General features: G+C 71.6%; 20 protein-coding genes and 1 pseudogene. 13 read left to right on the top strand and 8 right to left on the bottom strand.

The features are described from left to right. Positions 1-167: 167 nt before the first annotated feature. Positions 168-1448 (bottom strand): RNA-guided endonuclease InsQ/TnpB family protein, encoded by a 1281-nt coding sequence (locus ABD830_RS00670; protein ID WP_344984224.1) that lies wholly within the window; start codon positions 1446-1448, stop codon positions 168-170. A gap of 24 nt (positions 1449-1472) precedes the next feature. Between ABD830_RS00670 and tnpA the strand changes: the two are divergent. After that, positions 1473-1878 (top strand): annotated as a pseudogene (tnpA, locus tag ABD830_RS00665) (IS200/IS605 family transposase). A 96-nt stretch (positions 1879-1974) separates the two neighbouring features. On the opposite strand, the gene ABD830_RS00660 reads toward tnpA, so the two are convergent. Beyond that, a complete protein-coding gene (locus tag ABD830_RS00660; protein WP_344984223.1) occupies positions 1975-2136 on the bottom strand; it encodes an alcohol dehydrogenase catalytic domain-containing protein in 162 nt (53 codons plus the stop codon). A 113-nt stretch (positions 2137-2249) separates the two neighbouring features. Between ABD830_RS00660 and ABD830_RS00655 the strand changes: the two genes are divergently transcribed. Next, a complete protein-coding gene (locus tag ABD830_RS00655) occupies positions 2250-2438 on the top strand; it encodes a DUF1918 domain-containing protein (RefSeq protein ID WP_344984222.1) in 189 nt (62 codons plus the stop codon). Here ABD830_RS00655 and ABD830_RS00650 read toward each other — a convergent pair. After that, entirely contained in the window at positions 2396-2959 is a 564-nt protein-coding gene (locus ABD830_RS00650) for a type II toxin-antitoxin system prevent-host-death family antitoxin (protein ID WP_344984221.1), read from the bottom strand. The genes ABD830_RS00655 and ABD830_RS00650 overlap by 43 nt on opposite strands. 58 nt (positions 2960-3017) lie before the next feature. After that, the gene (locus ABD830_RS00645; RefSeq protein WP_344984220.1) at positions 3018-3944 is read right to left on the bottom strand and encodes a MerR family transcriptional regulator; all 927 of its coding nucleotides are present in this window, start codon (positions 3942-3944) and stop codon (positions 3018-3020) included. Positions 3945-4113: 169 nt separating this feature from the next. Between ABD830_RS00645 and ABD830_RS00640 the strand changes: the two genes are divergently transcribed. Beyond that, entirely contained in the window at positions 4114-8130 is a 4017-nt protein-coding gene (locus ABD830_RS00640; RefSeq protein WP_344984219.1) for a hypothetical protein, read from the top strand. A gap of 13 nt (positions 8131-8143) precedes the next feature. Here ABD830_RS00640 and ABD830_RS00635 read toward each other — a convergent pair whose 3' ends face one another. Then, the gene (locus ABD830_RS00635; RefSeq protein ID WP_344984218.1) at positions 8144-9367 is read right to left on the bottom strand and encodes an alpha/beta fold hydrolase; all 1224 of its coding nucleotides are present in this window, start codon (positions 9365-9367) and stop codon (positions 8144-8146) included. 25 nt (positions 9368-9392) lie between these two features. After that, positions 9393-9665 carry a hypothetical protein gene (locus ABD830_RS00630; RefSeq protein WP_344984217.1) on the bottom strand — a complete coding sequence of 91 codons (273 nt, stop codon included), beginning with the start codon at positions 9663-9665 and terminating at the stop codon, positions 9393-9395. A 113-nt stretch (positions 9666-9778) separates the two neighbouring features. Here ABD830_RS00630 and ABD830_RS00625 point away from each other — a divergent pair, with 113 nt between their 5' ends. After that, entirely contained in the window at positions 9779-10759 is a 981-nt protein-coding gene (locus ABD830_RS00625; protein ID WP_344984216.1) for an acetylxylan esterase, read from the top strand. Between the two features lie 45 nt (positions 10760-10804). On the opposite strand, the gene ABD830_RS00620 is transcribed toward ABD830_RS00625, so the two are convergent. Next, positions 10805-11092 (bottom strand): HesB/IscA family protein, encoded by a 288-nt coding sequence (locus tag ABD830_RS00620; protein WP_344984215.1) that lies wholly within the window; start codon positions 11090-11092, stop codon positions 10805-10807. A 123-nt stretch (positions 11093-11215) separates the two neighbouring features. Between ABD830_RS00620 and fxlM the strand changes: the two genes are divergently transcribed. Then, entirely contained in the window at positions 11216-12388 is a 1173-nt protein-coding gene (gene fxlM / locus ABD830_RS00615) for a methyltransferase, FxLD system (protein ID WP_344984214.1), read from the top strand. Between the two features lie 90 nt (positions 12389-12478). Further along, entirely contained in the window at positions 12479-13078 is a 600-nt protein-coding gene (locus ABD830_RS00610; RefSeq protein ID WP_344984213.1) for a DUF4142 domain-containing protein, read from the top strand. Here the strand turns inward: ABD830_RS00610 and ABD830_RS00605 are convergent. Next, positions 13069-14757: an exo-alpha-sialidase gene (locus ABD830_RS00605; RefSeq protein ID WP_344984212.1), complete on the bottom strand. Its 1689-nt coding sequence runs from the start codon at positions 14755-14757 to the stop codon at positions 13069-13071. The two genes, ABD830_RS00610 and ABD830_RS00605, sit on opposite strands and share 10 nt — an antisense overlap. Before the next feature lie 251 nt (positions 14758-15008). Here ABD830_RS00605 and ABD830_RS00600 point away from each other — a divergent pair, with 251 nt between their 5' ends. The 7 genes from ABD830_RS00600 to ABD830_RS00570 all read left to right on the top strand — a co-directional run bounded on the left by ABD830_RS00600 (position 15009) and on the right by ABD830_RS00570 (position 22171). Further along, positions 15009-15905, top strand: coding sequence for a hypothetical protein (locus tag ABD830_RS00600; protein ID WP_344984211.1), 897 nt, complete (start codon positions 15009-15011; stop codon positions 15903-15905). Positions 15906-15974: 69 nt separating this feature from the next. After that, the gene (locus ABD830_RS00595; protein ID WP_344984210.1) at positions 15975-16223 is read left to right on the top strand and encodes a hypothetical protein; all 249 of its coding nucleotides are present in this window, start codon (positions 15975-15977) and stop codon (positions 16221-16223) included. Positions 16224-16240: 17 nt separating this feature from the next. Beyond that, a complete protein-coding gene (locus ABD830_RS00590) occupies positions 16241-17641 on the top strand; it encodes an FAD-binding oxidoreductase (protein WP_344984209.1) in 1401 nt (466 codons plus the stop codon). An 81-nt stretch (positions 17642-17722) separates the two neighbouring features. After that, complete coding sequence (locus tag ABD830_RS00585; protein ID WP_344984208.1) at positions 17723-19303, top strand: MFS transporter; 1581 nt, start codon at positions 17723-17725, stop codon at positions 19301-19303. A 26-nt stretch (positions 19304-19329) separates the two neighbouring features. Continuing rightward, positions 19330-20478, top strand: coding sequence for an FAD-dependent oxidoreductase (locus ABD830_RS00580; RefSeq protein ID WP_344984207.1), 1149 nt, complete (start codon positions 19330-19332; stop codon positions 20476-20478). A gap of 136 nt (positions 20479-20614) precedes the next feature. After that, a complete protein-coding gene (locus ABD830_RS00575) occupies positions 20615-21655 on the top strand; it encodes a fatty acid desaturase family protein (RefSeq protein WP_344984206.1) in 1041 nt (346 codons plus the stop codon). Positions 21656-21688: 33 nt separating this feature from the next. Next, a complete protein-coding gene (locus tag ABD830_RS00570; RefSeq protein ID WP_344984205.1) occupies positions 21689-22171 on the top strand; it encodes a cation:proton antiporter regulatory subunit in 483 nt (160 codons plus the stop codon). The last annotated feature ends 7 nt before the right edge of the window (positions 22172-22178 follow it).

Below are 22178 nucleotides of genomic sequence, written 5' to 3'. Positions count from 1 at the left end.
ACCGGGGCAGGCGGGGTCCACGCCCTCGCCGATCTCGCGCACCTTCCCTGCCTATTCGTGGCCGATCCGTACGGATAACGCGCCTCTCCTGTGTGCAGCAGGTACGGGTACGTCATCGCGCCCGATTGACGTGCTCCTCCTATGGATGGGGAGGATTCTCATGACCGCTACGCAGCTGCCCCGTACGGGGCGATGTGGGTAGTCCCGCCATGAGGTGCTTGACGCTTCGCCGGCCCCAGTGGTGCAGGGCCTCCACGTCCAGTGACCGCCTGTCCGGCGGCTGAGGTGTACCGGTACATCTGGGTGCGGGCGGCGTTGACGTCGGCGTTGCCGATCCACCCGCAGGCTGTGTTCTTGCACACGAACCGGGACTGGCTCTGGCGGGAGCCCTTGGTGATCGTGTGGCAGGCGTGGCATTCTTGGCTGGTGCCCGGTGCCGGGATGACGACGACCTTCCCGCCCTTCGCGGTGGCCTTGTAGGTGAGAAACTCGGCGGTACGCCCCCACGCCTGGCTGGCGATGGCGCGGTTCAGGCCCCGTTTTTGGGCGACGTTCTTGCCCGGCGCGGCGAGGGTGCCGGAGGCGGAGGCCATCATGTTCTTGACTTTGAGGTCTTCGAGCACGATGAGGGAGAACCGGTCGGTGAGCTGGGCGGTGGTCTGGTGCTGCCAGTCGATGGCCCGGCGCTTGGCTTTTGCGCGCAGGCGGGCGATCTGGCCGGGTGTGGCTGCTCGTTTCTGGCGGGCGGCTTTGCGTTCCAGGCGGAGCAGGCGTTGTTGTTCCCCGTCTGTCAGCCAGTCCTTGCGGTGGCGGACTTTCTCCCCGGTGGCCAGGGCCAACGGCACGGCGATTCCCCGGTCGATCGCGGTTGCCGGTCCCGCGTGCGGGGCGGGCAACGGTTCGCTGGTCTGGGTGCGGAACACGATGTGCCACCCATTGGCCTCCTTCACCAACCGCGCCCCGGTGATCTTCCGGTCCGGACCGCCCCGGGTGACGCCGGGCAGGTCCTTGGTCCACCGGAAGCGGACCCGGCCGAGTTTGGGGATGGTGACCGCGCCCCACCGCCGGTTGATCCGGGTGATGTTCAGGTCACGCGCCTGGGGGACGTCCACGGCCATCCGAGAGCGGAACCGACTCTTGAACGTGGGCCGCCTGGCCGGATGGTCGGGGTTGAAGAAGTTCTTCCACGCCTGCCGGTAGGCCTTGAGTACCGCCTGCGCGGCCTGGGCGGGCAGGTCTTTCAACCAGCCGATCTCTTTGCGGGCGGCCCTGATCGATTCGTCGCAGTCCTTGAGCGAGGCGAACCGTCCCTGGCGGAAGGTGAAGTACTCATGAAGCAGGTTCCACAACGCGCGCGCGTTGTGGGCCTGCCCGTCCAGCACGGCACTCTGCCGCGCGTCCAGGTCCAGGCGCGCCACATGAGCACGCGAACGTTTCTCCAGCTCCACAAAACCTCACTTTATCGTTGGTGTATGTCGCCGCGACGGGAATTCAACGCGGAAATACGGATGGGACGGCATTGCGTTCAGAACGCTCACCGCACATTTGGTGTTCGTCGCGAAATATCGGCGGAACGTCTTCACTGACCCCATGCTGAAACACTGCGAACATTCGATTGTGAGGCCGAGTTCAACGGCGAGGACGACCACGTCCACCTCCTCGTGCACTACCCGCCCAAGGCCGCCCTGTCCACCCTGGTCACCAGCATCAAAGGGGGTCTCCGCCCGCTATCTGCGCCAGGAGTACAGCGCCCACATCCGCACATACCTGTGGAAAGGCCACTTCTGGTCCCGCTCCTACTACGCCGGCTCCACCGGCGGCGCGAACCCGGCCACCATCCGCAACGACATCCAGTCCCAGGACCGACCTCAGATATAAGAAAAGACCAACGCGTGGTCACGCTGATCTCATGAGTGCGGGTCAGGGCACACTCACGCCCCAAGGAGCCTTCCCGCTCGGGCCTTCACCCCCCGCTCAAAGACGGGAGCACTGGCCCGCATCTCGGTAGAACTCCATGTCCGTGCCGCACACCCCGGCCCGCTCGACCTCGACCACCACCTCGCCCTCCAGCGGTGCGGGCGGCTCGACCTCCTGGACCTCCGCATGTCCCGGGCCTGTGATGACGAAGGCACGCATGGAGGCAACGCTAGGGCATATGTGAGAAAGGCATGTCTTTCCCGGGCGGCCTCCCTGGTGCAAGGTGGGAAGGAACCTCAACGTTGCCGCAGTCCAACCGAGAGGAACCCATCATGCACGCGAGCGTCGGTGACACCCTGATCGTCCACGGTCACATCGTCGGCCAGGGAGACAGGAAGGGCCAGATCATCGAGGTCCGGGGCGAGAACGGGGCGCCGCCGTTCTTCGTCCGGTTCGACGACGGGCACGAGGAGCTCGTCTACCCGGGACCCGACGCGGTGGTCCAACCGGCCGGGCCCTGAAAATCGAGCGACCTGAGCGCCCCGGCCGCGCTGCCGGCCGAGCCGGTGGCGATCTCGTTGCCGTCCCCGTCGCGGGCGGTGGCGATGATCCGGTCCCAGGGATCGAGGGCCAGGGTGATCGTGTGGCCGGTGCGCAGGAGCTCGTCGGGGTCCGCGCGGCGTCGCGGAGCCGGCCTTTCGAGCAGCCGGCGGGCGGCGACGAGGGCGGCGACCGGGGTGCGGTGGCGTGACAGCAGCACGGGCGTCTCGTCGTACGGCTGGGCGACCTGCCGTACGAGCTCTCCGAGCTTGCCGCGGGCCGTCGACAGCGACACCACGGGCAGGCCGCTCAGCATCCCCGACACCTCCGAGAGCGGGACCAGCGCGGCCCACTCCCAGCGCTCGCGGGTGATGAGGGTGGTGTGGCCGCTCGTGGCGCCGCGCACGAGGGTGCCCCATTGAGCGCGGGCGTCCTCGACACCCAGCGGGGCGCCGTAGCGGGACTCCAGCTCGTCGTACGGGGGGCGTTCGGGGTCGATCATCCGGAGATCGTAAGGCGTCTTACAAAAATTCCGCAAGCCGCCTTACGATTCCGACCGCTCAGCACGCGCTCGGGAGCCGGGTGCTCAGGGCGGCGGTGAACCAGTCGAGGGCGGGGGTCAGGCTCTCGGGGGCGGGCCAGCCGTTGACCACCGCCAGCAGCTCGAGGTAGCGCTCCCTGCGCGGGTCGTTCGCGCTCTCCAGCCAGGCCAGCAGCCGTCGCCGGAGCTCGGGGGAGTCGGGCACCCCGCGCTCGCGCGCGTACCGGGTCGCGACCGCCGCCACCACCGGATCGGCCTCGGGCGAGGCCGGGTCGACGCCCGCCGCCAGGGCGGGGCGGGCGTGGTCGCGGGCCAGCGCGGCGGCGTCAGGCCGTGGCGGGGTCGTGTGGTGTTCGGTGGCGTAGTGTTCGGCCGTGCGGCGGATGCCCGCGCGGAAGTCCGGGTCCTGCGTCAGCTCCGCCAGCTCCACCCACGCCTCCAGCTGCTCCGGCGACGGGTCGTCGGGCAGTTCGGGCGTCATCGAGCGCATGACCCCGGCGAACCCCGGGACGGAGTCCAGGCCGTCGAAGGCGGCGTCCAGGAAGTCGGCGACGAGGCGGCGGCGCTCGCCCTCGGAGAGTCGGGCCAGTCTGTGCATGAGATCCATTTCCTCGGGGCTGGAGCCGCGCCTGGCCACCGCCGCGAGCACCGCGCGCCGCAGGTGGAGCGTGCGGATCTGCACGACCAGCGCCTCGGCGTGCGCCGCGGCGACCTCGGGGAGCGAGGACTCCCGGTCCACGACCCGCCGGATCGTGGGCAGGTCGAGCCCGAGGTCGCGCAGTGTCCGTACGAGCTCCAGGCGTGCGACGGCGTCGGCGTCGTAGCGGCGGTAGCCGGCGGGGCTGCGGTCGGCAGGCGGCACGATCCCCTGATCGGAGTAGAACCGGATGGTCTTGACGGTCAGCCCGGTGCGCCGGGCCAGCTCGCCGATCGAGTAGTGCGCCATGCCCCCACCTTCGTGTCTCCCCTAAGTGGAGAGTCCACCGCATCCGCATAAGTCCTGAAAATTGGGGCCCCATGTCGAGGCAGGTTTGACTACCAGTGAGGGGATGTGGTCGCATCGTGACCTATGTTTCTGATGGGATGAATTACACCGGTCCGGGGGAGAACGTTTCATGCCGCACGCCCTCCTGCGCGTGCTCGCTTCCGTGTTCATCGCAGGGTCCACCGCAACCGCCACGATCCTGGTGGCCGTGCCACCGAGCGCCCAGGCTCAGACCCGGCCTCAGCCCCTGACAGGGATCCAGCCCGTGCCTGCCGTGCAGGAGCCGCCGGCCGCCGCGGTCAGCGTTCCATCGCGGCCCTCGCTGGCGCTCCGGCCCGCTGGGGACGGGCGGGTGGGGCCGACGGAGCCCGAGGTCACCACGCCTGCCGGGCCGCAACTGATCGACGAGATCACCGACGAGGCCGCCTCCATCCAGGAGAAGCGGGGCCTCGGCAGACAGGCGCCCGCCGTGCGCAACGTGCTGCCCGACACCTCGCACGCCGAGACGCTGTCGCTGATCAAGCCGCTCGCGTCCGTGCTCAAGGCGTTCGACGGACTGGGGAAGGCCCTGCCGGGGCTGACGTACCGGCTCTGCGTCGAGAGCGAGGAAGTGCCGGTCTCCTGCACGATCTCGCAGCCCGTCGCCACGCCGGTGGCCGCCGACGTCACCGGCGACGGCAGGCCCGACCTGGCCGCCGACCTGCTGCCCACCGCGGACCCGACCGAGGGGTCCGTCGGGCTGGGCTTCGCCGTCAAGCGGCTGTCGCGGAGCAGCCTCAAGGCGCAGGTCTGGGCGGAGTACGACGGCAAGGTGTCGGTCGGGTTCGACGGCCTTCGGCGCGGCTCGTCGCTGTCGGCTTTCGACTGGGGCAACTTCACCGTGGATCTGGAGGGCAAGCAGGTCAAGGTCAGCCTCAAGCGCAGCGAGCCGGGGAGGTCCGCGACGGTGATCGCGGGGCTGACCGGTCGCAGCGCGGTGAGCCTGCGGCAGACGCCCGCCACCGAGAAGCTCGCCGTGACCGCGGCGCTCGACCCGCCGTCCCTGGACGTCGACGCCTCCGGCCCCGCCAAGCTGGAGGCGCTGGCGGTGACCGGTCGCCAGTTCACCGAGGCGGTGCTCGACCGGATGCCCTCACGCGCCGAGGTGCGGCTGACGGGCGGCCGGATCCGCTTCACCGGCCCGTCCTCGATCGCCCGCGCTCAGGTGCACAGCTACTCGTACCGCGACGGCAAGCTCGCCAGGGTGCTGAGCGCCGAGCTCACGAGGGTGCCGCCGTCCCTGACCGCCGAGTACGGCACCGCGGACGGCAAGCAGACCCTGACCGTCGACTCCCGCAAGGGCCGGGCCGGGGCCGGCACGCTGCTCTACTACGACCGCGCCGCGGACAAGACCGTGGTGAAGGCCGAGCTGAGCCACCTGCCGGCCAGGGTGCGCCTGGTCAACGACCTGGCCGAGCACCGCGTCACGCACACGACCAGCTCGCCCATCGGCAGGTTCGCCGTGGTGCTGCAGCGCAACGAGGGCGCCATCTCCAGCCCGCGCGGCGGCCACGTCACGATGATCAAGAAGGGTTCCGCGCTGGGGGTGTCCGGGCTGCTGTCGAAGCTGTCCGGGTTCGACATCACGTACGGGGACGTGCCGCACGCCCGCCTGGAGGTGGGCTCCAGCGGGCGGTCGTTCCTGGGCGCGGCCAGCATCGACGGCGTCCAGCTGGCCCGCCTGGAGATCTCCAACACGCCCTCCACCGTGGACGTCACCCTCGACCCCGCCCGCAGGAAGGCCGTCTACCAGGCCAGCGGCGTGATCAGGAAGCTCCGTGCCGCCTACGCCGACCGGACGTCAGGCCCGACGATCGACGGCACCGTCATGGGAGTGCATGACGACGTCAAGGCGTCATGGGAGCTGGGCGAGCGCTCGACCGTGAAGGTGGCGACGCCCTCCAAGATCGATGAGGTCCGGTTCTACGCGAGTAAGGCGTACGTGACGTCACCCTCCGGGGAGGACCTGGAGGCGGCCGTCCAAGGCGTGCGCGAGAACGTCGAGCTGGTCGCCGACACGAACGCCAGGACGCTCACCTGGACCGCGGACCACCCGGTCGGCAAGGTCTCCGCCCTGGCCAGGGCCAAGCTCGGCGACCGCTACGTCAGGGCCGCCGCCGAGGTGAGCGGCGTGCCGGCCCGCTTCGACGCCTCGTGGGACGCGGCCTCGTACCGCTTCCGCGGCCTGTCCGGCCCGGTCGGATCGGCGGAGCTGGCCTTCACCAACCACGACGGCGCCAAGTCGCCCACGGGGCCGCACCTTTCCGCGCACTACAGCCAGGCCACCGGCGACCTCGACGCCAGTGTGCTGGTGAAGGGGCTCAAAGAGGTCGCGTTCAGTCCGGCGGCGCAGGGCTTCGCCGCCGACTTCCGCTCGGCCAAGCAGACGCTCGCCGTGGACACCGACGTCACGCAGGGCGACACGCGTTACGGCCTGATCGGCACGCTCGGGCCCGTGCCCGGCCGCCTGGCCGTCACCTCCGAGGGCGGCAAGCTCACCTACGCCGGCTCCCGGCTGGACGTGCGCGCCCGCGCCTGGCTCGGCAAGGCGGCGGCGCTCGACCACATGCGTGCCGCCCCCGCCGTGCCCGGCGGGGTGTCCCTGGTGGACGGCGGCTGCGCGGCCGGATCGCCGGGCTGCGCGCAGGGCCCGTTCTGCACGCCGGATCGCGGCTGCTTCGGCCTGCAGGGCTACCTGGACGTGACCGGGCTGCCCGACCAGGTGACGGTGGACATGACGGGCAAAACGTTCGCGTTCTCCGGTTTCAGCCCGCGGCGCAAGAGCCTCGGCGTCTACCTGGCCAGCAGTGTTCTGTCGCCCGTGCCGGTCAAGGCCAGGGCCACCCTGACCGGGCTGCCCGCCACGATCACCAGCATGTCGGTGGGGCCGTTCGGCGTCGCCAGCCAACCGGCCCAGGGCAACGTCGTGCAGGCCGCGTACCGCATCGAGCCGCCCGCCACGCTCGGCGCGCTCGACGTGCGGGCCGAGGCGGGGGACCTGCGCGGCCACGTGGCGATCGACCCCGTGCCCGCGTCGGTGTCCGTCCAGGGCACGTACGGCGCCAAGACCCGCATCCGCGTCAACAACTCCGCGGCCGTCAAGCGTCTCGAGGCCGAGGTCACCCTGGCCGGCAAGGGCACCGGGGAGCTGCGGTTCTCGGACGTGCCCGCCGTGTTCGGGGTGGACGCCGACGCCTCGGCCGCCGGGCTGAGCGTGCCGGCGCTCACGTACAAGTCGAACGTCAGCACCCTCGACGGCCACCTCGGCGTCGAGGGCGGCCTCGTGGACCCGCAGGGGCGGCTCGGGGACGTGTCGTTCTCGGTGCAGGACCTGGCCGCCGACACCACCGTCCGGCTCAACCCCGACCAGTCGCTCGACCTGGTCTCGCGTCCCGCCCCCACGGGCCGCATCACGCTGCACGCGGGGCTCCGCGTCGACGCGGTCGCGCCGCAGCGGATCACTGTGAACAAGGAGGTCCCGTACACGACGGGCTTCCTCACCTACAACGTCGGGGGCACGTTCGGGCTCGGGCCGAGTTCGGTCAAGGACCTGTCGCTGGACCTGCAGCGCGTGTCGTGGCTCCGCATCCGGCCCGGCAAGGTCCCGTTCGGCCTGAAGGCGCCCCCAGCCCTGGGGTACGTCGCGCCCGGCTTCGAGGGGAACTACGGCCAGGCGAAGGTCGCCGCCAAGGGCGTGGACCTGCGGCCCGAGGTGTCCCTGGACGTCCGGCTGAGCAGGGACGTCGGCACCGACGTCTTCCACGACTCGGTACGGCTGGCGCCCACCGGCACGCTCGCGCTGCGCCGCTACGACCAGCGGATGCGGCGGATCGGGGCCAAGCAGGAGATCAAGGCGGCGGGGGTCAGCCTGGCGTGCGTGACAGTGGACGCCAAGCCCGGCTTCGCCGCCGGGGGAGAGGCCAACTCCATCACGCTGCGCGGTGCGGACGGGCCCCAGATGGTGTCGCTGCTGGACCCCGGGGGCCAGGTGCCGGGCTACGCGGTGGACCTGCTGACCCACTTCATGAGCCCGTTCCCCGGGGCGGAGTGGAAGGTCGCGGGCGCCAAGGCCGGCGCCTGCTCCGACCGCGGCCCCGAGTCCCGCTGACCGTTCCCGCCGGTCAGCGGGGGCCGCGGTAGTCCGGGGGAGGGGCATCGCCCTCGTACGCGCGAACCTGGCGGCCGGTCAGGAACGCGCGCAGGAGCCCGAGGTAGGCCTCGCTCCGGTACGTGCCGCCGCCGAGGTAGGCGAACGTCGCCGAGGGCAGCGCCCGCCGGAACTCCGTGGCCGCGGCCCAGCTCTGCTCGTCGCAGGCCGCCTTGACGATCAGCACGGGCGCCGTCACCTCGGTCATGCTCGGCCGCGGCGCGCCGGGCGCGGACGGCGCGGTCAGACCGACGTAGCCTCCGGAGCCGGCCGTCGGGGCGGCGGGGCACGGATGCGCGGCGCCCCGGCGGACGAGGTCGAGGTAGCCGTCCAGCTCCCGGTCGCCCGCGAACGCGTGCGCCGCCGGCGGCTCCACCCGCAGCAGCGTGGAGACGGCGAGCAGGCGCGGGTCGGGCGTGCCGTCCCGGCCGACCACCGCCGCCTTCTCGACCGGGCCGCCCGGCTGCCGCCCCTGGTCCTCCCACACGGGCGAGGCGAGGACCGCCTTGGCCACGCGGTCCGGGTGGGCGGTGACGTAGGCGGCCGCGAGCCGGGTGCCGTAGTCCTGGGCGATCAGGTTCAGGCGGCTGGCGCCCACGGCCTCGCGGATGGCCTCGAGGTCCGCGACGTCGCGGGTCAGGCCGTACCCGCGCGGGTCCGGCAGCCGCGCCGAGCGCCCGGCGCCGAGCTGGTCGTAGACGTAGACCTGGTAGCCGTCCGCCGTCAGCTTCCGGAAGAACGCCGCGGACGCCGCCAGGTCCGCCACCCCGGGCCCGCCGTGCAGGAACACCACGGGGTCCGGCCGGGTGACGCGCTTCGGCGCGAGCCGTACGTACGCCAGCTCCGAGCCGGTCGGCAGCCGCCACTCCCGCTGCCCGGCCACGGGCGCCAGGGGAGCAGGGGCCGCAGGCGGGCGCAGCGTGGCCACGCTCACGTGCCAGACCACCGCCGCCTCCACACCGAGGATCAGCGCGGCCCGCAGCCACCGCCCCCACGCCGCCCTCGGCCTCGGCACGCACAGCAGCAGCCCCAGGAAGAAGACGGACGCGAACACCGCCAGCCCCGTCACCGCGAACGCCGTCGGCTCCGCGCCCACCATCGCCATCCCCGCCAGCGCGGCCAGCCCCAGGACCGGCGAGAGCGCCAGCACTCCGGCACCCGCGACCGCCCGCCCGGCCAGCCTGGCGAAATACCTCATAGGGGGACGTTAGTGGACTCGGCTCCTAAAGTGCGTGGCCAATGCGCAGGCGGACGCGGTCGCCGTCGCGGATGGTCTCGCTCACGGTCCACACGGCCTCGTCGACGACCGCGCCGGTGGCCGTCATGTAACCGCCCATCCTGAGCACCGGCCGGCCCGTGTCGTCGAGCAGCAGCTGGGCGCGGGACTCGGTGTCGGCACTGAACTGCACCAGGAAATCGTCGGTGCCCGCGGGGAGCTCGAACCACAGGCCGGGACGGAGGTGGGAGTCGGGGACCTCGATGACGTAGATGCTCACATGATCTCTTTACCCCGCCCTGACGCTTTCAGCGCCGGGCTCATGGCCTGGGATAGCGCTTTCCGTGCGTGATGTGGTGAAGTATCAGCATCCCTCTACAGGCTGGAGATTCCGTGCCACTGTTCGACATGCCGCTTGAGCAACTCCGCGGCTACCTGCCCGATCGCGACGAGCCCGCCGACTTCGACGCGTTCTGGTCACGCACCTTGAGCGAGGCCAGGGAGTTCGACCTGGGCGCGGAGTACGTCCCGCACGACCTGCCCTTCGCCTCCGTGGACGTGTTCGACGTCTCCTTCGCGGGCTGGGGCGGGCATCGGATCAACGGGTGGTTCCTGGTGCCGCGTGGCGTCGAGGGTCCGGTGCCGTGCGTGATGCACTACATCGGCTACAGCGGCGGGCGCGGGTTCCCGAAGGATCACCTGTTCTGGCCGGCCGCGGGGTACGCGGTGTTCGTGATGGAGACGCGCGGCCACGGCGGCGTGAACCCCGGCGCCCCCGGCACCACGGGCGACCCGCACGGCGGCGCCACGCCGCAGGCGCCGGGCATGATGACCCGGGGCGTCCTCGACCCGGACGACTACTACTACCGGCGGGTCTTCACCGACGCCGTCAGGGCGGTGGACGCCGCGCTCGAGCATCCATCGGTCGACGCGAGCCGCGTCGTCGTGTCCGGCGGCAGCCAGGGCGGCGGCATCGCCCAGGCGACGGCCGCGCTGCACCCGTCGGTCAAGGCGGCGCTCATCGACGTGCCGTTCCTGACCCACTTCCGCCGGGCCGTCGAGATCACCGGGAGGGACCCGTACCAGGAGCTGGTCCGGTTCCTGTCCACCCGGAGGGACAGCGCCGACCAGGTGTTCCGCACGCTGTCGTACTTCGACGGCGTCAACTTCGCCGCGCGCGGCCAGGTGCCCGCGCTCTACTCCGTGGCGCTGATGGACGACATCTGCCCGCCGTCCACGGTGTTCGCCGCGTACAACCACTGGCGGGGCCCGAAGGAGATCACCGTGTGGCCGTGGAACGGCCACGAGGGCGGCGGCGGGTACCAGTCCGAGGAGCAGCTGCGTTACCTGCACAAGCTGCTCGGCGAGGACTGACGGGTACGCCCGCCGTGCCGCGCGCCGGCACGGCGGGCGCCCGGCTCAAGCCGACTGCTCCTTGACCAGGAACGACACGCTCCCCTGGTCATCGGCTCCGGCGTCAAGAGACTTGTCGTCCAGCACACTGGCGGCCACCGGGTCGAGGTAGACCCGCGCCCCCTCGGTCTCGACCACCTCGTCCGCCGGCTCCGGCGCGGTGGCCAGCGTCAGGGTGAGCGCGCTCGCGCCCTCCCCCTGAGACGAGATGCGAATCCCGCTCTGGGAAGGCTCGGGCGCGGCCGCGGTCAGATCGCGGATCGCCTGGGCTGCGTTGGCTGTAAGGGTGAGCACTACGGCTCCTCCTCTGAGTCGACGTTCAGGAATTGCCTGCCCTTCCCCCCGAACCTGCGCTCAACCCTTCTTGACCTCTTCTTTACCAAGAATTCCTCGCGAGCCGCGTGGACAATGAGGGCCATGGACTTCGCGGAGCAGCGGCAGGCCCTGGTGGACCGGCTGCGGGAGCGCCAGGAGATCAGCGGGCGCGTGGCCGCCGCGCTGCTGGCGGTGCCGCGTCACCTCTTCCTGCCCGGCGTCGCCCCCGAGGACGCCTACCGCGACGAGCCCATCGTCACCAAGCGCGACGACGCGGGCCTGCCGATCAGCTCGTCCTCCCAGCCCGCGATCATGGCCACGATGCTCGACCAGCTCGGCGTCGAGCCGGGGCAGCGGGTCCTCGAGATCGGCACGGGCACCGGCTACAACGCGGCGCTGCTCGCCCACCTCGTGGGGCCGCACGGGCACGTGGTGAGCGTGGACATCGACGCCGACGTCGTCGCCCAGGCCCGGCTGAACCTGGCCGCCGCCGGGATGTCGCAGGTGGAGGCGGTCTGCGCCGACGGCGCCCAGGGGCATGCCGCGTCGGCCCCGTACGACCGCCTGATCGCCACGGTCGGCGTGTGGGACCTGGCCCCGGCCTGGCTGGAGCAACTGGGCGCCGGCGGGCGGCTGGTGGCGCCGCTCGACCTGCGCGGCGTGCAGGCGTCCGTCGCCTTCGAGCGCTCCGGCGACCACTGGGCGGGCCGGTCGGTCGCGCCCTGCGGGTTCATGCGGATGCGCGGGCCGTTCACCGGCCCGGAGGAGGTCGTGGTGCTGCGCCGCGACCCCGGCCTGATGCTGGCGCTGCCCGAGCGGCGCGAGATCGGCGACGTGCCGGCCGCGCTGGACGCGGCGCCGGCCGAGATCGCCGTGCCTGAGGTGGGAGCGGCCCACGTCCCGGGCTTCTCGCTCTGGCTGGCGTTGCACGAACCCCGGTGGTGCGCACTCAGCGGGAAGCTGGGCCGTGGCTACGGCATGAGCGTCGGCCTCGTCGAAGGCGACGGCATCGCGCTGCTCGCCGCCGAGGGCTCGCACGTGGCCCGCGGCCGGGCGGCCACCGGTGACGGGGTGGTGGCCCAGGGTCACGGGCCCGGTGGGGCCGAGCTGGCGGCCGAGCTGGCCGGGCACGTCCAGGCGTGGGCCGAGGCCGGCCGCCCGGACATGGGCGATCTCCGCGTGGCGGCGTATCCGGGCCGCTCCCGGACGGCGGCCGGTGGGACGGTCATCCGCAAACGGCACACCACGCTGGTGCTGAGCTTCATGGACGCCTGACGCGCCCGGAAACCCGGAATGCCGAGACTCCGCCAGGGTGGCGACTACGCTCTGTGAGTGGAACGTATCGCTATGTCATAGGAAAAGCTCATGCGCACTCTGTTGCTGGCAGCCGTGGCCGTCGCCGCCCTCGGAGGGTGCGCCGGCACGCCGACGGACACCGCGGGCCTGGCGCCGCGAACCGACTCGCAGCCGTCCGAGCAGGACAGGGCCTGGATGCGGGGGATCCACGAGGGCAATCTGGCCGAGATGCAGATGGGGCAGCTCGGCGTGACCAAGGGCGGCACGAAGCAGATCAGGGCGGTCGGCAAGCTGATCGTCAGAGACCACACCGAGTTCGACACCAAGGTCACCAAGGCGGCCACGCAGCTCGGCATCAAGCTGCCCGAGTCCCCGACCGCCGATCAGCGTGCCGACATAGTGCGGCTGAAGGACGCCCCGCGTCAGAGCTTCGACCAGGAGTTCCTCGCCATCATGACCAACGCGCACACGCAGGCGATCTCCGCCACCCAGACGGAGATCGCCAGCGGCTCGTCGCCGGCGGTGGTGGCGCTGGCCAGGTCCGCGGTGCCGACACTGGAGAAACACCTGGCCGCGCTGCGGCAGGCCGAGGGCGGCAGCCCGGGGCCGTCATCGTCCCCCGGCACGGAGACGCCCGTGTCGCCGATGACCCCCACAGGTCATGAGTAGAGCTCGACCTCGTTGAGCATGCTGCACGTCCGGCCGATCTCCGGCTCGCAGTCGGAGGTCGGGTCGGTGACGATCTTGACGTGGCGGCCGGTCGCGGCGATCTCCGAGTACCGGAGCGCGTAGTCCGTCCTGTCGATGATCGTGACGACCGGGCGGCCCCATGAGCGGCCGTCCCTGGAGACGTACACGCGGGCGCCGGCCGCGTGTCCCGGACGCAGGCTGAGGCCGATGCGGGTGAGCCGGTACTCCCGGTCCAGGTGCAGCACGTACCGGCCGCGGCCGGGGGCGACGGCACTCGACCAGTAGCCGGTGCCGCCGTCGAAGGCCGCGCTGGGGCGCGACCCGGGGTGGCCGGTCCAGCGCATGGTGGTCTCGACGCCGAGCGTCCCGCGCCGGCGCATGGCGGCCAGGTCCAGCAGGCCTGTGCCGGGCCCCGCGATCGTGAACAGCCGGCGCTTGATCGCGTACCAGCCGCCGTTCTCGAACCGCCCGTGCGCCGGGCAGGCCGTCTCGTTCAGCGGCCCCTCAGGGCGTGCCCCGGGCAGCTTGCAGTTGTCGAACACCTGGATCAGGGTGTGCGGGCCCAGCGCCGCGATCCCGGTGTAGCCGGACGAGCCGTGCTTGTCCCAGATCCCGTCGCGGTTGTGGTACGTCACCTGCGGCCAGAGCCATTCGTCGCCGAGCCCGTCGGGGGAGACGGCCAGCCAGTTGTCCGGGCGCCCGGCGCTGAGCACCAGGACGCCGCCGGGGGTGAGCAGCAGCCGCGGGGCCACGCCACGCACCACGCAGTCCTGCCCGCTGAAGCGCAGCTCGGCGGCCGGTGACCAGGTGCGGCCGTCGTCCGTGGAGCGGCTCTGGTGCAGCGTGGAGTACGGGCCGCCGTCGCGGCGCAGCACCGCCAGCAGGCTGCCGTCCATCGTCTGCTCGACGGCCGCCTCGTTGTAGACGAACCCGTCCGAAGGTCCCGCGATCACGCCGCGCCGCTCGAAGGTGCGCGCGCCGTCCCGGCTGGCGTACAGCTCGGCCTGGTACGTCCCCGTGTCGCCGTAGCGGGCGTACACCGTGATCAGGATCGTGCCGTCGGCGAGCTGGATCGGCACCCCGTGCGCGGCCCCGCCGGGCAGCAGGTCGCCGGGCGTGAACAGCGTCGACTCCGAGCGCACCCAGCTCTCCTGGTCGTCCGGCGACCTGGAGGTGAGCACGCCCAGCCGGGCCGTGTGCGGGCCGGTCCGCCGCAGGTAGTACTCGGTGGCGAAGAAGCGGCCGTCGAGCAGTTCGACGGGCGCCTCGCGCAGCGGCGTCCGGCCTGCGGGGCCGAACGTCAGGCCGCCGTCGTCGGAGAGCGCCGCCGCGTTGGTGAGGGTGACGACCTCGTCCACGTTCGTGGTGAAGGTCGTGATCACTTTCTGGCGGAGCATGCCGTCGCGCCCCACGACGTCGAGTGCCGACACGTTGGGGAAGCCCGCGAAGTCGAGCCGTTCGGACTCTGTCGGCTCCCGCTCGCCGGGCGGCGGGAAGGGGTGAATCCAGCCGAGTGACGAAGCAGTATCGATCGGGTTAGCCCCACTCGTGGCGGAGTGATCCGGTAGCCGGCAGTAACCGGCCTCGGTCCGCGCCACGCCCGGCCACGTGGGCGTCGTCGCGGCCACCGACAGGGCCACGACCATGGATCTTGCCATTGGCACGGTCTCGTTCCTCCCCATCTTGCCGCGTTAACGGGACTCTAGATGATCGACGCTCCGTAACTCGGTATTCATCGGCGGGAAGTCGCTGGTCCACCAGGCCTTCCCCGTGGCCGCCCGGCGACCCATGCCGTCTTGGTTAAGTACCAGTTGACAGAAAACCGCCCTGTGACGACTATCGGGACGGCACTATTAAGTGTCAATTTACGTAGGCCCGCCGAAGGCCGCGGGTCAGGAGGTGGCCCCAGATGAGCATCGAGCCGAGGGCGAGAGTGGCCCCAGAGCGAGTGCTGCCGGGCCCGGTGCCCCTGGCGCCGGAGACAGCCGCCCAGCAGCGGGTGGTCCAGCGGATCTGCGCCAGGGTGGCGCCCGACGGCATGGACGTCGGCGTCGACGAGGTGCCCCCGGGCGGCCTGCAGGTGTGGATCGACACTCCGGTGCCGGTGGGCGCGCAGGAGTCCTGGGTGCTCCACCACCGCATGGCCCGTGAGGTGGCCCTGGTCGGCTGGCACTGCGAGGCCGATGCGGACCGCCTGCTGGTCCTCGGATGGAGCGCCGCATGCCTGCACAACCGCGTACGCCTGCTCCAGAGCGGCCTGCGCAGGCTGACCGACTTCGAAGCGACCGCACAGCGGGCCGTGCAGCTCGACGGCCAGGCCCCGGACCAGCCCGCCACGCAGGTCGTGGCGGCCGTGTGCGCCTCGATCGAGCGGCGGCTGCGCTGGCCCGAGCGGCTGACCGAGCTCGACGGGTTCGAGCGCAGCTCGGGCCTGCCCCACCTGCAGCTGCTCCTCGCCCAGGTCATCGGCCTGGAGGCGAAGGTCGCGGCCGCCTGCGAGGAGCACCTCGTCATGGCACGGGTGCTGGCGCGGGCGGTGTGCGAGCAGTACGCCCGGCACTCAGACCTGTCCCGCGCGCAGCGGGACGTGCTGGCAGAGTCGCGCCGATGGGTGCATGCCAGCTCCATGATCCGTGGCTCGGCCGGCGCCCGGCCGAGCTCCGGTGGCCCCGCCGGCCGTCCCCACATGGGGCTGGCGGAGCGCCGCATCGCCGCGAGCGTCATCAACCACGGCGTGCCGCGGGCCACCCCCGCGGCCGTCACTCCACTGGTCGAGCACCTCGACCACACGGAGGGCGCGCGCTGAACCAGATCCGCTCAACGGCGAGCGGTCACCCGGAAACCCCGTCCGAGTCCGGTAGGAGAAACCCCCGCCATGCGAACCCCCCCGCACCTGCCCGCCAGAACCAGGCGTGACACCCGAGACACCGACACTGCCAGAGCCCGACGGCACCCCTACGGCCTGCACGAGGTCCCCGTGCAGGCGGCGCCGCGCGGAACCCTCGACATCCCCGACGCCATAGCTGAGCCCGACGAGTTCGTCGAGCAGCGGCTGCTCGGCATCAGGGAGATGTCCAACCAGGCCATCGGTTCCATCGACGACCTGCTCCAGCACACCGCGTGAGCCGAAAGAGGAGAGTCATGCAGGAATTAGAGCGACTGGAGCTGAGGTCGCACGACGTCGGGGGGCACCACCCGCGGGCCGTTGCGGGCATCGAGACGCCGCGCAACCTCGACGAGGTACGCGCGCTCGTACGGCAGGCCACGGCGTCCGGGCGCCGCCTCTACCCGATCAGCACCGGCAGGAACTGGGGCATGGGCTCGGCCATGCCGGTCACCGACGACAACGTGGTCGTCGACCTGAGCGGCATGAACCGCATCCGCAGCCTGGACCTCGAGGCCGGCTACGCGGTCATCGAGCCGGGAGTCACCCAGGCGCAGCTCGCCGAGGTGCTGCGTGACACGCCGTGGATGCTGAACGTCACCGCCTCCTGCGCCGACACCTCCGTCGTCGGCAACGCGCTCGACCGCGGCGACGGCTGCATCCGCTCGCGTGTCCACGACACGGCCGGGATCGAGGCCGTGCTCGCCGACGGCAGCGTGGTCACCACCGGCGGGCTCGACCCGGCCGGGCGCTACCACGGCCGAGTCGCCGGGCCCGACCTGACGCCCGCGTTCGTCCAGCACAACCTGGGCATCGTCACCGCCATGGCCGTCGCCCTGGTGCCGCGCCCGCAGACCATCGCCTTCGTGCACGGCCGCTTCCAGCGCGACCAGGTCGGGACGGCGGTCGGCGCGATGACCGGCTTCCTGCGCCGCGGCAACCCCGCCGACGGGCTCATGCGCGTGCGCGAGCTGTCGCTCACGCCCACCCACGGCGACTGGACGCTGCCCCAGGGGGTCGACCCGAGTCTGTTCACCATCATGGGGCCGCTCATGGGCAGCGACGCCACCGTGGAGCTGGCCGAGGAGCTGCTCCGCAAGGCGCTCATCGAGGTCGAGGGCGCCGAGGCGCTGCGCGTGGTGGACGCGGCCGAGGTGGCCCCCGACGACCCGCTCTACCCGAGGGCGCTCATGGCGCAGGGCATCCCCACCTGCCAGGGCGTGCGCAACGCGCTCGGCGTCACCTCCTGCGACCGGATCGACGACGGCGACATGGGCTTCCTGGCGCTGCTGCCGCTCATGCCCATGCACGCGAGGCGGACCGACCACCTCATGGCCGCGCTCCAGACGGCCGTGGACGCGCACAGCACCGCCCTCATGGTCGAGTGGAACCTCGTCAGCAAGCACATGGCCAACGGCGTCATCCAGATCTTCTTCGACCGGAACGCGCCGGACGCCCCCTACCGCGCCCACCAGCTCCGCAACGACGGCAACTGCCTGCTGCGCGGGAACGGATGCGCCATCTACCGCTCCGACATCGACCACGCCGCGGCCGACGTGTGGTCGGAGACCAGCACCGCCGGTCTCGGCATGCTGCACCGGCTCAAGACCGCTCTCGACCCGGACGGCCTGCTCTCTCCCGGCCGTTACGGCGCCTGAACGACCTGTCGTAGCTCCGCCGGTCGCACAAGCCGGAGAGTGCCGGTCGGCGGAGACCCTACATAGCTTGGAGGTGACCACGTGCGTTCGTCACCATCGCGGGGGACGAGCACCGTAGACCGCCGTCACGCCGTGATGCTGCGGCTGGTCGGCGCGGGTGTCATGTTGACGGTGATGGCCGACACCACGGCCACCACCCTGGCAGTCGGAGTGCTGCGGTACACACCCGCCGGCGCCGGCATGCCGCTGGGCGACCTGGTCTGGCTGACCAGCGCGGCGTTCATCCCGATCGCGGCGCTGCTGGCCACCGCGGGCCGCTGGGCGGACCTGGCCGGTCGGCGACGGGTGCTGGTCGTCGGCCTCGTGGTGTTCGTGCTGGGCGGGATCGCCACCGTCCTGGTGGATTCCTGGTCGTACGTCCTGGCGGCGCGGGCCGTCCAGGGCGCCGGAGCCGCGGCGATGATCCCCGCCAGCCTCGGGCTGCTGCTCGGTGAGCTGCCGGAGTCGCAGCGGCGCGGCGCGATCGCGCTGTGGAGCTCGGCCTCCGGGCTGGGCTGCCTGCTCATGCAGGCGGGCGGCGGCTGGCTGGCCGCCACCGTCGGCTGGCGGTCGCTGTTCGTCCCCGACGTCGTCATCGGCGTCGCGCTCCTGATCGCCTGCGTCGGGCTTCCGCCGGGTAAGCGCGCCGGGGCCAGGGGCCTGCCGGACATGCTGGGCGCGTGGCTGCTCGCCGCGGGCATCGCGGTCATCGTACTGGCCATCTCCAAGGCCATGGCCTGGGGCATGGACGTGGTGTGGCTGGCGCTGGCCGCGCTGGCCCTGCTGGGCGGCGCGCTCGCGCAGGCCAAGCACCACCGCCTGCCGGCGATCGACCTGGCCCTGTGGCGGCGTCCCAGGTTCGTCTGGGGCTGGCTGGCGACCTGGGGGTTCGGCGCCCTGTCGTACGGGCTGCTGACCGTGCAGCCGCTGTACCTGCTCCACCTGGGCTACCCCATGCTGGAGGTGGCCATGTGGCTGACGCCCACCTCGGTGGCCGTCGTCGTGACGAGCTTCCTGGCCGGACGCCTCGTCAAGCGGGTCGGCGCGTACGGCCTGATCTACGCCGGCTCGCTGCTCTGCGGCGGCGCCTGCGTGATCGTGCTGATCCAGGTCGGACCCACCGTGTGGGGCCTGGTCGCCAGCGTCGTGGTCGGCATGGGCGTCGGCGCGCTCGCGCCCGGCACCTCCGTCGCCACCACCCTGGCCGCCCGCCCCCACCAGTACGCCTCCGCCGTCGGCGCGGCCACCATGGCCCGCATGGTCGGCGGCGCCGTGGGCGTCGCCGTCGTGTCGGTCGTCATCGACCACCCGTTCATGACCGGCCCCTTCGCCGGACTGGCGGGCGCGCTCGCGATGTGCGTGGGCATCTCGGTGCTGATCGGCGCACTGGCCCTCACCAAGATCACCCGGCTGCGGACCGACCCTGGCGACGTCATGATCAAGGTGCCGCGCCGGCTGCTGCTGGAGTTGCGCATGACCCTCGCCACCGTGGCGGCGGAGGCCGACGCGCTGCTGCCTGTCGAGACCCGCACACCCCCCATGGACACCGCTGCGGAGAGTGTCCCGCGGCAGCGGTCGGCCGAGCCGGGCCCGCTCGCCTCCACCCGCGGGCACACGAACTAGTTCAACCATTCGAAAGGGCTCTCGTCATGGCAACCACATCGTGCGACGTAGCCATCGTCGGCGCCGGTCTCGGCGGCTGCTTCCTCGCCCTCATGCTGAGCCGCCGCGGCCAGCGCGTCGTCGTCATCGAGCAGGGACCCTCCGTCCCGAGCGCGGGCGCCGACTTCCTCAAGCCACCAGGACTGCAGGTGCTCGCCCGGCACGGGCTGGCCGACCTCGCCGGACGCCATGGCCTCAGGCGCGACGTCGTCCGCTACTACCACGACGGCGAGCCCATCCAGGAGTGCCACTACCCGGACGGCTTCCTCATCCGGCCCTACCGGGAGCTCGTCGAGCTCATCTACACGTGCTGCGCCATGGAGGGCGTCGACTTCTGGTTCGACGCCGGCGTCGACGACATCACGATGGACGAGGGCCGCGTCGAGGAACTGGCGCTGTCGAACGGACGGCGGCTGCGGGCCGGCGTCGTGATCGGCGCCGACGGCACCAGGTCCGCCGTACGGCAGGCGCTCGACATCGAGCCGCGCACGATGCCGTATGACCGCCTGCTGATGCGGGTGGCCACCGTGCCCCTGACCGCCAGTATCGCCCGGCTCAACCGGCTGTACTTCAGCTCGGAAGGCTGGTTCGCCTACCTCTACCCGCTCAGCAGGGACCAGGCCAGGGTGTTCGTCGGTCTGCCCCCGGAGGACGAAGAGGTGATCTTCCAGGACGGCATCCCGGCGCTGACCGACGAGCTGAAGAAGTTCGTCACCGAGAGCTCGGACGCCTTCGACTGGCTCCGGTCCGCGACCTGGCAGCGGATCAAGGTCTCCACGCTGCGGCTGGGGGCGTACCACAAGGGCAACGCGGCGCTGCTGGGCTCGGCCGCGTTCGCCTGCCACCCCATGACCGGGATGGGCATGAGCTACACCCTCCGCGACGCGGAGATCCTGGCCGACGTCATCTGTGCCGCCGGCGGGGACGGGGAGCTGCTCGACCGGCTGCTGTCCGCCCACTACGAGCCCCGCAAGCACGCCCACGGGCAGCTCATCGACTACGGCGACGCCCTGGTCGCCACCTTCCCCGACCGGGACGCCTATCTCGCGGCCTTCCGCCGGGATCTGCACGTCTTCGGTGAGGCAGCCCTGCCGACACCGGGACCGGCGGAACTCCCCGCCCTGCAGCCGATCTGAGCCGGCGGCGGGGGCGTCCTGTGGTAGGGCCAGCCCTACCACAGGAATGGGTGACTGCGGGGGTTCGCATAGACTCCGCCGCAGCGATGCTGATGGGGTATTCGCATTCGAACTCACCAGCATCGGAGTCAGAACTGTGATTGTGGTCGAAACTCCCCGTGGCCTGGCACCGCGGGAGCGGGGCAGCGACTTCGCGAAGCTGTCGCGCCGCATCGCCCAGGCGGGGCTGCTCGACAAGCGGCCAGGCTACTACACGGCCAGGATCGGCTTCGTCGGGGGCCTCTTCGCCGGTAGCTGGGCGCTGTTCGCCGCAGTCGGCGACTCCTGGTGGCAGGTGCTCGTCGCGGTGCTGCTCGCCGTGGCGTTCGCCCAGGTCACGCTGCTCGCCCATGACCTGGCGCACGGGCAGATCTCCCGCTCGCGGCGCACCTCCAGGATGGCCGGGCTGCTGGTCGGCAACCTGGCCGTCGGGCTCAGCTACGGCTGGTGGATGGACAAGCACACGCGCCACCACGCCAACCCCAACCACGAGGAGCACGACCCCGACGTCTCGCCCGACTTCCTGGTCTGGTCGGAGCGGCAGGCCGAGGCGGCGCGGGGGATCGCCCGGTTCATCGGGCGCCGGCAGGCGTTCCTGTTCTTCCCGCTGCTCACCCTTGAAGGGATCAACCTCAAGGTGTCGAGCTTCCGCGCACTGAGCCGCCCGTCGCTCAAGAGCAGGAAGGTCGAGGGGCTGCTGCTGACCGCGCACGTGCTGGCGTACCTGGGCGCGGTGTTCCTGGTGCTGTCCCCCGGCAAGGCGCTGGTGTTCCTGGCCGTGCACCAGGCGTGCTACGGCGTCTACCTGGGCTGCACGTTCGCGCCCAATCACAAGGGCATGCCGGTGCTCACCGCGGAGGACGAGCTGGACTTCCTCCGCCGCCAGGTCCTGACCTCCAGGAACGTGCGCGGCGGTCGCCTGGTCAACACCGCGCTCGGCGGCCTCAACTACCAGATCGAGCACCACCTGTTCCCCAACATGCCCACCGCGAACCTGCGCAAGGCGCAGCCCATCGTCCGCGAGTACTGCGCGGAGATCGGCGTCGACTACGTCGAGTGCGGCCTGGTCGAGTCCTGGGCTCAGGCCATGCGCCATCTGCATGAGGTGGGCCGTTCCCTACGCGTTGGTAGGGTTTAGGAGAAAATAGGCTGATCTGGACGGGTGGGATAGGTGGAGGTCGAGCAAACAGCGCTGCCGGGAATCGGGCTACGTCACGATTTCACCACCCGTAAAGGACAGCGGGTCGGTGTCGTGTCCCACCGCACCGGACGCCGGGACCTGGTGATCTACGACCAGGACGATCCCGACGCCGTGTGCCACGTGGTCAAGCTCAACGACGAGGAGGCCGACGCCCTGGCCGAGCTGCTCGGCGCCCCCCGCATCGTGCAGCGGCTCAACCAGCTGCACCGGGAGGTCGAGGGCCTGGTCAGCGTGCAGTTGCCCATCCCCGACGGCTCCCCCTACGCCGGGCGTCCCATGGGCGACGCGCGCGTGCGGACCCGTACCAGCGCCTCCGTCGTCGCGATCGTGCGCGCGGGGCAGGTGTTCGCCAGCCCCGGACCCGAGTTCGTGCTCAGGGCTGCCGACGTCGTGGTCGTCGTCGGCAGCGAGGACAGCACCGCCGAGGTGGCCGGCATCCTGGCGGACGGGTAGGGCCGCG

It is taken from the genome of Nonomuraea helvata (assembly GCF_039535785.1).
Lineage (GTDB): Bacteria > Actinomycetota > Actinomycetes > Streptosporangiales > Streptosporangiaceae > Nonomuraea > Nonomuraea helvata.
The sequence above is the reverse complement of the archived record's forward strand: the minus strand, read 5'-3'. Positions and strand labels throughout refer to the sequence as shown.

What these genes read in the sequence shown, in the direction of transcription:
- ABD830_RS00650 (WP_344984221.1), bottom strand. Translation starts at nt 2,959, where the DNA reads ATGATCGACCCCGAACGCCCCCCGTACGACGAGCTGGAGTCCCGCTAC.
- ABD830_RS00655 (WP_344984222.1), top strand. Translation starts at nt 2,250, where the DNA reads ATGCACGCGAGCGTCGGTGACACCCTGATCGTCCACGGTCACATCGTC.
- ABD830_RS00610 (WP_344984213.1), top strand. Translation starts at nt 12,479, where the DNA reads ATGCGCACTCTGTTGCTGGCAGCCGTGGCCGTCGCCGCCCTCGGAGGG.
- ABD830_RS00600 (WP_344984211.1), top strand. Translation starts at nt 15,009, where the DNA reads ATGAGCATCGAGCCGAGGGCGAGAGTGGCCCCAGAGCGAGTGCTGCCG.
- ABD830_RS00595 (WP_344984210.1), top strand. Translation starts at nt 15,975, where the DNA reads ATGCGAACCCCCCCGCACCTGCCCGCCAGAACCAGGCGTGACACCCGA.
- ABD830_RS00590 (WP_344984209.1), top strand. Translation starts at nt 16,241, where the DNA reads ATGCAGGAATTAGAGCGACTGGAGCTGAGGTCGCACGACGTCGGGGGG.
- ABD830_RS00605 (WP_344984212.1), bottom strand. Translation starts at nt 14,757, where the DNA reads ATGGCAAGATCCATGGTCGTGGCCCTGTCGGTGGCCGCGACGACGCCC.
- ABD830_RS00640 (WP_344984219.1), top strand. Translation starts at nt 4,114, where the DNA reads ATGCCGCACGCCCTCCTGCGCGTGCTCGCTTCCGTGTTCATCGCAGGG.
- ABD830_RS00580 (WP_344984207.1), top strand. Translation starts at nt 19,330, where the DNA reads ATGGCAACCACATCGTGCGACGTAGCCATCGTCGGCGCCGGTCTCGGC.
- fxlM (WP_344984214.1), top strand. Translation starts at nt 11,216, where the DNA reads ATGGACTTCGCGGAGCAGCGGCAGGCCCTGGTGGACCGGCTGCGGGAG.
- ABD830_RS00645 (WP_344984220.1), bottom strand. Translation starts at nt 3,944, where the DNA reads ATGGCGCACTACTCGATCGGCGAGCTGGCCCGGCGCACCGGGCTGACC.
- ABD830_RS00660 (WP_344984223.1), bottom strand. Translation starts at nt 2,136, where the DNA reads ATGCGTGCCTTCGTCATCACAGGCCCGGGACATGCGGAGGTCCAGGAG.
- ABD830_RS00635 (WP_344984218.1), bottom strand. Translation starts at nt 9,367, where the DNA reads ATGAGGTATTTCGCCAGGCTGGCCGGGCGGGCGGTCGCGGGTGCCGGA.